This window comes from Vibrio sp. 10N.261.55.F4, assembly GCF_041470465.1.
Taxonomy (GTDB): Bacteria; Pseudomonadota; Gammaproteobacteria; order Enterobacterales; family Vibrionaceae; genus Vibrio; species Vibrio crassostreae_C.
Genome location: NZ_JBFRMM010000034.1, coordinates 1 through 10,145 on the forward strand (window position 1 = coordinate 1; position 10,145 = coordinate 10,145).

General features: G+C 44.3%; 8 protein-coding genes. 4 read left to right on the forward strand and 4 right to left on the reverse strand.

Annotated features, from left to right (window positions below; translation table 11 throughout):
• Positions 1-104 precede the first annotated feature (104 nt).
• Positions 105-419 (forward strand): N(4)-acetylcytidine aminohydrolase, encoded by a 315-nt coding sequence (gene yqfB, locus AB4249_RS16360; protein WP_372103988.1) that lies wholly within the window; start codon positions 105-107, stop codon positions 417-419.
• A 69-nt stretch (positions 420-488) separates the two neighbouring features.
• On the forward strand, positions 489-938 hold the full coding sequence (locus AB4249_RS16365) for a hypothetical protein (protein WP_017082748.1): 450 nt from the start codon (positions 489-491) through the stop codon (positions 936-938).
• A 149-nt stretch (positions 939-1,087) separates the two neighbouring features.
• On the opposite strand, the gene AB4249_RS16370 is transcribed toward AB4249_RS16365, so the two are convergent.
• The 4 genes from AB4249_RS16370 to AB4249_RS16385 form a co-directional block, all read right to left on the reverse strand.
• Positions 1,088-2,326 (reverse strand): leucine-rich repeat-containing protein kinase family protein, encoded by a 1,239-nt coding sequence (locus tag AB4249_RS16370; protein ID WP_372103991.1) that lies wholly within the window; start codon positions 2,324-2,326, stop codon positions 1,088-1,090.
• Positions 2,327-2,440: 114 nt separating this feature from the next.
• A complete protein-coding gene (locus AB4249_RS16375; RefSeq protein ID WP_372103994.1) occupies positions 2,441-4,015 on the reverse strand; it encodes an ABC-F family ATP-binding cassette domain-containing protein in 1,575 nt (524 codons plus the stop codon).
• Positions 4,016-4,524: 509 nt separating this feature from the next.
• Positions 4,525-5,103: a TetR/AcrR family transcriptional regulator gene (locus AB4249_RS16380; protein WP_372103996.1), complete on the reverse strand. Its 579-nt coding sequence runs from the start codon at positions 5,101-5,103 to the stop codon at positions 4,525-4,527.
• Complete coding sequence (locus AB4249_RS16385; RefSeq protein WP_372103999.1) at positions 5,100-6,536, reverse strand: coniferyl aldehyde dehydrogenase; 1,437 nt, start codon at positions 6,534-6,536, stop codon at positions 5,100-5,102. The genes AB4249_RS16380 and AB4249_RS16385 overlap by 4 nt, the downstream gene beginning before the upstream one ends.
• 560 nt (positions 6,537-7,096) lie before the next feature.
• Here AB4249_RS16385 and speA point away from each other — a divergent pair.
• Positions 7,097-9,004, forward strand: coding sequence for an arginine decarboxylase (speA, locus tag AB4249_RS16390; protein ID WP_372097727.1), 1,908 nt, complete (start codon positions 7,097-7,099; stop codon positions 9,002-9,004).
• Positions 9,004-9,930, forward strand: a complete 927-nt coding sequence (gene speB, locus AB4249_RS16395; RefSeq protein ID WP_136973983.1) for an agmatinase — start codon at positions 9,004-9,006, stop codon at positions 9,928-9,930. Before speA ends, speB begins: the two co-directional genes overlap by 1 nt.
• Positions 9,931-10,145 lie beyond the last annotated feature (215 nt).

The following is a 10,145-nucleotide window of genomic DNA, read 5'->3' on the forward strand; positions in this document are numbered from 1 at the left end:
CGCATCTCGCATCTCGCATCCCGCACCTAATTTTTATTCGCTTGAACACGCATTCTGGTATATAAACATTTACCTAACCTTTAAATGTAAAGCGACCGAAATAAATGACCGCACCGACCACTATGACGTTCTTCGAACGTTTTGAAACTGACATCCTATCTGGCAAGAAGACGATTACTATTCGTGATGAATCTGAGCGAGACTACCAGCCAGGCAGTGTTGTGGAAGTATCGACGCTAGAGCAAGACCGTGTGTTCTGTAATCTTAAGATCATCAGCGTTGAGCCAATTTTGTTTGATGACTTAGGTGAGTTCCATGCTCAGCAAGAGAACATGACGCTGCAAGTACTCAAAGACGTGATTCAAGATATCTATCCTGGGATCTCTGAGTTGTATGTGGTTTCTTACGAGCTTGTGTAACCCGCTTTAAATGAAATTTGTTGATCACTACAGTGTTTAACTGCTGAGCAATAAGAAAGGGAAGTCACAATGAGTGAATTACAGAGCGAAACAGTTCAGAAAATTCTACTTCAACTTTATTGTCGTGAGCAAACTGAGCAGCCGTTAATTTCTAGAACTGATCTCAACATTGCTCTTTATGATAGCGAAGGCTTTCTAGCGTGGCGTGATACCAAGCGTGACTTTACTGTCAGTGATATCGAGAGTCGAGTGTGGGTGAAGAGTTGCCCCGGCGGCTATATCACTGAAGTGCACTTTAATGCTGACGGTTCTCTAACTGAATACCGTTTGTTCGATCGATTTGAAACAACAGGGCAGTGGCAGTTAGCAGACGGTTTGTTACACGTCGAGATTCTGAAGGGTGACAACCGCTACCAGTTTGCTGTTGTGGCTCGTGCTGACCTTAATATTCACTCTGCGGTGGAATATAAAAATGGTGAACTGCATTCGTATCTGAAATTGGTGCAGGCTGAGCGTTAATCCTTTTTAGTCGACCTTGTTTGCCCATTAAAATGAGTGATGTTCCAAAAATAACAAAGCCAACAGTGATGTTGGCTTTGTTGTTTTCAATTCGACCGAGTATTTCTAATCAACGCGCTATTAAGTTAAGCCATTAAGCCATTAAGCCATTAAGCTTCGAAGTTCGCCAGTTGAGTATAAAGCTCGCTGTCTTGATCTTGCTTTGCACAAACCGTCAGTAGGTCTTCAATAAAGTACTTCAATGCACGTGCTTCAATTCGACGAATACCTTGTTGCTGCTCTTCAGTTAGGTAGCCGTAGATAGTTGCCGCTCCAAAGTCGCCAAAGATCATCTGACCTTGCTCATTTACTAAAGTGTTGTGAGCGTATAGATCACCATGACAGACCTTGTTGGCATGAAGGTGTTCAAACACATCAATCATCTGTTCGGTAATGCTATTAATCTGAGCAATGGAAAGCTCAAAGCCTTCATTGAACGTATCGCGAGTGCAGCTTTCAAGAGTAGGGGGCAAACCTAGGTTGTAATAGTTGCTTGGGATAAGCTCCATGACCAAAGCTAGGTAGTCTGACTCGTCGACTTGAGCGATAGACTTCACTAGATTGCTATGTTGGCCAGCTTGAAGACACGCTTCAAGTTCATCATGTGGGTAACCGTCACTGGTCACTTCGCCTTTGAATACTTTAACGGCCACTTCTTGTGGGAAATCAAAGTCACCGTTTAACCAGTTAGCATGTGAAATTACGCCAGACGCACCTTGGCCAAGTACTTGATTGAGTGAGTAGCATTGCGAGCTCACGGCAGGCACGCTATCTAAGCTGCTTGGGTGTTTGCAAAACGGGTTACCCGCAAACGCTAACCAAGCTAGCTTTGGTAGCTTAATAAGGAATTCAGGGAACTCAGTCAGTTGGTTTGCAGACAGGCGAACCAGTTCAAGGTTGGATAGGTTTTCCATGCTTTCTGGTAACACGCGAATCTTGTTACCCGCCAATGCCAGTTTCTGTAGTCGCGGTCTTTCACCTAGTGAGCTAGGCAGGGCCTCAATCTCATTGTCGGTCAGGATCAACCAGCGTAATTGAGGTGGTAGAGATACTTCACTTACGGTTTTGATTTGGTTGGTCTTGAAACCGATCATTTCAAGCTTAGGAAGTGACCCAAGAACATCAGGCAGGTGCGTAAACAGGTTATTCGACGCGAAGATAATACGCAGGTTAGTTAGCTTTGATAACTCGGCTGGTAGGTCTGACAGCTGATTACCTGAAAGGTCTAGGATCTCAAGAGAATCTGCAAGCTCTATGATTTCTAGAGGAAACTCGGTGAGACTTTCCGACAGTTTTAAGCGCTTAATACCTTTAAGTTGCCCTGATTTTAATTGTTCTAGAGTATGCAAACCTTAGCCTTATGAATAGATGTTCGAGGCGTGTAGTTTACTTGTCTCAATCGAGAAAGGCGAGCACCGGAGCGATGCTCGCTTAACTACACTAAGTGAACGAATTTACGAAGGTTAAAGTCGTATATGGTTTTGGCTGACGCCGACCTCCTTAACAAAATCAGCATCATGACTCACCAAGATAAATGCGCCTTGGTATTCACGTAAAGCGGACGCCAATACTTGCTTTGAGTCGATGTCTAGATGGTTGTCCGGTTCATCGAGCAATAGAAGCGGGGTGTCTTGTTTGTGGCTAACGATCAACATCGCCAGTTTCATTTTTTCACCACCACTTAAATGAGACACTTTTCGATATACCGAGTCTCGCCTGAACCCTATTCCAGCGAGCAAGGTTCGTGCGTCACTTTCTGTTAACCCAAAGCTGTGTGTCATCAAACTATCGAATATGGTGTCGTTGGTGTCTAACAGGCCAAAATGTTGATCCAAGTATACGGTCGCCCCTAAGCGCTTAATGGATCCGATATAGTTCGAGTGCTGGCCATGAATGGCTTTTAACAGAGTCGATTTTCCGCACCCGTTAGCCCCGGTTAGATAGCATCGTTCGCCTTGTGATAGAGATAAGCTAATAGGAACACCAGAACCAAAATTTAGGCGACACTCTTCAACGGTTAATAGTGAGTGTTTTTTAGTAGCATTCGCTTGTTGTAGGTACAACGCTTGCGGCTTCAGTTGCTCTTGCTGTTCTTTAAGAGATTGAAGCTTATGTTGGTTTTGATCCTTTAAGTTCTTGTGGCTTGTTGCCGATGCGCCTTGGGTTCGCCCTGCTTTATCTTTCATGGCATCCAATAATATCTTGGGTTGGCTACCTGATTTTCGGAGTCGGTTACCTTGAGCCTCACGTTGTTGAGCTTTTTCCTTGTTAATCTGAGCTTGGCGCTCGAGTCGTTTCTTTTCCGATTGATGATGCGTTATCTGCTTGTCCAGTGCTTCACTTTGACTCGACATTTGCGTGAAGTAATCATCGTAGTTTCCTTTGTAGAAACGTAATCCCAAACTGTTGAGATGATAGATCCCTTCCATGTGTCTCAATAAGCTTCGATCGTGACTGACGACAAGCACTTTTCCTTCAAATAACTGGCACTGTTCTAGTAACCAATTACGCCCGTCGCTATCCAAATGGTTTGTCGGTTCGTCGAGAATCAGTACGTCGTAGTTTGATACGAATAAGCGATGAAGCTGCAATAGGGATAGCTGCCCGCCGCTCAATGTATGGCACGGTGTGGTTAACCCACTGGTTATTTTCAATGTGGCTAAAAGTTGCTTTGTGTTCGCTTGTAAATCCCAATCCTCGCCAACGATATTGAAGTGCTGAAGTTCGCAGCTGCCTTGTTCTATGGCATGTAATGCGTCTAACTTTTCGGTGATCCCCAAGAAGTCAGCAATGCTGGTTGTGCTATCCAATAGCTTTGAAGGCAACTGGGAGTAAAAGCCGATTGAACCTTGGCGCGAAACACTGCCCGTTGTGGGCTGTTTTTGTCCAACGAGCAACGAAAGTAACAATGACTTTCCAGCCCCATTTCTTCCGACTAGGCCTGTGAGGCGAGTGCTCAAATTAAAGGTGATGTTTTTGAATAACCACTCACCAGTATCGAGTTGGAATGAGAGATTATTGGCTAATATAGTCGGCATAGAAATACCTCCCTTTACGTGTAAACGAGTAAAAGGGGTGAGGCGCTTTTCTGTGCAAGCTCCTGCTGGATGCTAACAACAGATCGCCAAAGGCGTTACTTAGATAGATGACCAATGAAAGAGAGAAAGCGGTATTGAGATGGTTCCTGTCTTTGAGGTACTGATCTTAAAGATGTTTGTTTGTCAAAAAACGGATCTTTAAGAGCTTGATTTGTCGCGAAAATAGATGATGAAGTAACGCCCACTAACCCCGAGTGTCCAAATGATTTTTATAAAAATAAATCGGATGTCAGGATGTTAGTACTTCATTATGGCGTTATTCTCTTTTGAAATGATGGTGGGATGGTACTGAAAGAAAGTACTCTGAGTCAATATGTTGAGGTGATTAAATTGTGTTCAAATAATTAAAGCGCCTTTGTGGCGCTTTAGTGATCATTATTGGAAATCAGTTGAGTCTAGAACTTATATCTTTGGGTTTAGAGCTTAGAGCCTTGGGCTTAAAGCTAAAGCTACTTGGTTTGCCCACCAACGGCGCGCCAACACATATCAAAGCTATCGTTGATGTACTTCGATGTTTGCTCTGGTGGAGACTCGCTTTGTTCAATCAGCCAGTTTGCACAAATCAGAAAGTGGCTATGAATGAAGTGTCTAACAAGGTTAATGTCCAACACCATCAATTCACCATCTTGTTGCCCTTTCAAAATGATCTCGTCTAGCGATGCGAACATCTGTGAAACAATCACTTCTCGAGTTTGAGTCGTTGGGTCGAAATGAACATTGGTGAAGAACTTCATCGCAACCGGATTCTCTAATGCCCACTCAATTCCTGTGATCCACATGAACTTAAAGGTTTGGTAGCGATCTTCTACAGCCACATCAGTGTGCGGTTGAAGGGTCGAGAATAGCTCTAGCTTCAGCTCGCGAAACAGTTCATCAATCAATAGAGATTTATTCTCGAAGTGGTGGAACAACGTCGCTTTTGCCACGACGGCTGTTTTCGCTATTTGTCCGGTAGATGTGCCCTCTAGCCCTTGTTGAGAGAAGAGCAGGAGTGCAGCATCTAGGATTTTTTGTCTTTTGGTGATCATCTATTGAGTACTTTGAACATCAGTTTCTTGATTGGGTTGTTGTAAGGAGGATGCATTAACTTGGTGAAGTTGATTTTTCCTCTACTTAGAACGGTTTTGGCATGGCTAAGGGTCTTGAAGCCCTCAATGCCGTGATAGTGTCCCATGCCTGAAGGGCCGATGCCACCGAATGGTGCGTCTTCTGCAGCCACATGCACCAAAGAATCATTAATACACACGCCGCCAGAGTGCGTGTCTGATAAAAGCTTGTCTTGGGTTTCTTTATTATGGCTCATTAGGTACAGAGCCAGTGGGCGTTCTCTCTCTGTGATGTAATTGATTGCTTCTTCGATGGAATCATAAGGCACGATAGGCAAAACAGGACCAAACAGCTCTTCTTGCATCGCGAGCATCTCATCGTTCACTTCGGTGAGAAGGTGCGGCGTCATTCTGTGGTTTACATCGTCTTGTGCTTGTTCGGTTACCGTGTGAATAACCGCGCCTTTGGCTTGTGCGTCTTCAATGACACCTTTCAAGCGATTGTATTGGCGCATGTTGATCACTGAGGTTAAGTCTTTGCTCTCAATACCGGCTTTATAAAGCTTCTTGAAATAACGCTTATAGGCTGTGATGAACTCGTCTGATTTTTCTCGCGGCAATAAGATGTAATCAGGCGCTACACATATCTGGCCAGCGTTTAGACTCTTGGCAAACAAGATACGTTCAACAGCGTCAGCCACATCAAAGTCAGGGGCAATGATGGTTGGAGATTTGCCGCCTAATTCCAAGGTAACTGGTGTTAAGTTGTTAGCCGCTGCTCTCATAACGTGTTTACCCACAGCGGTTGAGCCTGTGAAAAGGATATGGTCAAACGGCAGTTGGCTAAATTTAGCGGAAACGTCAGCTTCGCCTTCGATAATCGCGACTTGATCTTCACTAAAGCCTTCGGCCAGCATGGTTTTCAAAACTCGGTTGGTCGCAGGAGTAAACTCCGACATCTTGAGCATTGCAGTGTTGCCCGCCGCTAACGCAGTGATGAGAGGACCTAAAGAGAGCATTATAGGAAAGTTCCAAGGAACGATAATGCCTACAACGCCTACCGGTTGATAGTGAACAGTGATCTTCGCTGGTGTTAGCATCAAGCCTGCTTTTCTACGAGATGGCTTCAACCATTTCTTAAGGTTCTTATCACTGTAATTAATTTGGTGAAGAGAAGGGGTGATATCAGCAATCAAGCTGTCGTGCTTTGCTCGATGGCCATAATCTTCAGATACTGCCTCAATCAATTGCTCTTGATAGCGCATTAACAACGCTTTTAATACTGAGAGGTTTTCTCTTCTCTGCTCAAGCGTAGGATTAACGTTATTGCGGTAGTGATCTTTTTGTCGGTTGAACATTTGATCCATGTCGTTGGTGCTCGACGTGTTTGGTTCAAGGTCTAGATTATGGCTCATAGTATCCCCTAAATTCGAAGGCTGACCGATTGGTTGGTCAGTTAAAATTACAAGAAGATTGAACCGAATACAAGATATGCGCGAGAAAAGTTCAAAAATTGAGCGGTTACAACATTGAAGTGAGCGAGTTCTAGTAGGAAGAATGAAGTGTTTATCGGCATCGAATCGCGGGACACAAGCTGTGTTGGTGATAGCGAGAGTTCAGATTGTGAAGTGCTTATATTTGTCACAACTCTGACTAACCTCACTCAATTTACTAAAAATCTTTTGGTTTCTGCACATTTTTTCTCCCTAATTTAATGTGAGAAATTGCTTTATATTTAATGCGCTTCAGCCTGTTTTTTACCCTAAAACCTTGTAATTCCTTACCTGTCATTTTAAGTCGATCTGTCGATAAAAAAACGTAATCGTCACCACAAATATCAATGGTTGGACTCGCTCTTAATAATATCGGTTAATGCAGCCAACAAATCGTTTTTGAACGCTTTTTGTTGGGTTATACCTCGCTATTCCAAAGAGGTATCTTCTGTCGATGGCCCTATAGTGTGAGGTCTCTAGAATTGGAAAATTCGGTTAATTTGGAACGCATCCGTGCTGAGTATAATGTAAAGCACTGGAGCCAAGGTTTTTATGGAATTGATGATAACGGTGAGGTGTATGTTTCACCGAGCGAGACGGATCATCAAGTCCCACTAAGTAAGATCGTAAAACAGTTAGAGCAAAGAAATATTGGTTTACCTGCTCTTGTGCGTTTTCCTCAAATAGTGCATCAACGTGTGCACAATATCTGTAACGCATTTAACCAAGCGATCGACGAATATCAGTACGACAATCGTTACCTACTTGTTTATCCGATTAAAGTTAACCAACAAAAAGAAGTGGTTGATGAGATCTTAGCGAGCCAAGCTCAATTAGAGCAAAAGCAGCTAGGACTAGAGGCGGGCAGCAAACCTGAACTATTAGCGGTACTGGCGTTGGCTCAAAAAGCGAGCTCTGTGATCGTGTGTAACGGTTACAAAGACAGAGAATACATCCGCCTTGCACTGATTGGCGAAAAGCTAGGCCACAAAGTCTTTATCGTTCTAGAGAAGTTGTCTGAGCTTGATCTTGTTCTTTCTGAAGCGAAAGCACTTGGCGTAAAACCTCGTTTGGGTTTACGTATTCGTCTTGCTTCTCAAGGTGCAGGTAAATGGCAAGCAAGTGGTGGTGAGAAGTCGAAATTCGGTTTGTCTGCATCACAAGTGCTTACTGTTATCGAACGCTTGAAAGCCGAAGACCAGCTGGATGTACTTGAACTCGTGCACTTCCACCTAGGTTCACAAATGGCAAACATTCGTGACGTGCGAAATGGCGTGAGTGAAGCGGCTCGTTTCTACTGTGAACTGCGTGATATTGGCGCTCAACTGAAGTTCTTAGATGTTGGTGGTGGCTTGGCAGTCGATTACGACGGCACGCGTAGCCAATCTTCAAACTCAATGAATTACGGCTTGCTTGAGTACGCTCGTAACATCGTGATGACAGTAGGGGATATTTGTAAACTCTACAATCAGCCACAACCTGTGATTATTTCGGAGTCTGGTCGCTCACTGACTGCGCACCATGCTGTGTTGATCACCAACGTGATTGGTACTGAAAGCTACTCACCGGAAGATATGGCTGCGCCAGAAGCAGACGCACCACTGTTGCTAAACAACATGTGGAAGAACTTCTTGGAGTTAGATGCAGGTAATGATGACCGCGCGCTGATTGAGATCTACAACGACACGCAAAGTGATATCGCAGAAGCACACAACCAATTTGCGACAGGCATGCTGAACCTTCAGCACCGTGCTTGGGCAGAACAGATGTCTTTGCGTATTAACTATGAACTTAGCTCTCGTATGAGTACTAAGAACCGCTACCACCGTCCAATCTTGGATGAGTTGAGTGAGCGTTTGGCTGATAAGTTTTTCGTGAACTTCTCTTTGTTCCAATCGTTGCCAGATGCTTGGGGTATCGATCAGGTGTTCCCTGTATTGCCTCTAAGTGGTTTGGACAATGCGGACGAGCGACGCGCGGTAGTACTGGATATCACATGTGATTCTGACGGTACGATCGATCAGTATGTTGACGGCCAGGGCATTGAAACAACGTTGCCAGTTCCAGCATGGAACCCAGACGAACCTTACCTGATGGGCTTTTTCCTAGTAGGCGCATACCAAGAGATCTTGGGTGATATGCATAACCTATTTGGTGATACGCACAGTGTTGTGGTGAATGTTGATGAAAGTGGTCAAGCGAATATCGACTACATCAACGAAGGCGACACAGTAGAAGACATGATGCGTTATGTTCATATCGATATGGACCTAATTCGTCAGAACTACAAAGAATTGGTAACGGCGAAAGTACCAGCGCAAGAGCAGCAAAGCGTACTTGAAGAGTTAGAGCAAGGCTTGATGGGTTACACCTATCTTGAGGATTTTTAATGAACGATCTATTTACGAAACCAGATTACTCGTTGTACTCCAATGCGATGACGTTTATGCGTCGTCCATTGGTGCAAAACCCAATCGACAACGATGCTGATGTGGTTGTGTTGGGCGCGCCGTTAGATATGGCGACGTCTGGTCGTCCGGGTGCTCGTATGGGACCTGATGCGATTCGTCGTGCGTCAGTAAACTTGGCGTGGGAAGGTAAAAAATTCCCTTGGGACTTCAATGTATTTGAACACACCTCGGTCATTGATGCTGGCGACCTTGTGTTTGATTGCGGTGATGCAGAAGACCTAACTCAACGTTTAGAAGCAGCTGCTGATGCGATTCTAAACAGTGGTAAAACTCTGTTAGGTTTAGGTGGCGATCACTTCATTACACTGCCTTTGTTAAGAGCATATGGCAAGAAGTACGGTGAGATGGCTCTGATTCACTTCGACGCGCACACTGACACTTACAGTCAGGGTAGTCGTTACGATCACGGTACTATGTTCTACCATGCGCCAAATGAAGGTTTAATTTCGCCTGAACATTCAGTGCAAATTGGTATTCGTACAGAGTACAAGCAGGAAGGGCACGGCTTTAACGTTATTAACGCGATGCAAGCGAACGACATGAGCGTGGACGATATCATTGCTCAAGTGAAAGGTATTGTTGGTAATAAGCCAGTGTACTTAACGTTTGATATCGATTGTCTGGATCCTGCTTTTGCTCCGGGTACCGGCACACCAGTATGTGGTGGTTTGAACTCAGATAAAGTGCTCAAAATCATCCGTGGCTTACAGGGTATCAACATGGTTGGTATGGACGTTGTAGAAGTGTCTCCTGCCTATGACCAAAGCGAAATTACGGCATTGGCTGGTGCGACGATTGCTCTCGAGCTGCTTTACGTCTGGACTGCAAATCGCCTTGCTAAATAGTTGTGTGTCATTGCTAACAGCATAACGCTATATACTGATTTTAAAGCCCACTAAGGTTCAACTTAGTGGGCTTTTTTTGGATACCTCGAAATATCCATTTGCAACTTCTACTCATTGTCCCTGTATACCCATTCAATACTCTAACTGTTGTATATGTAATTGACGCCATATACGGTGTTTGAACAGTTTCTCATCAGCTTTATGCTGCACCTTGT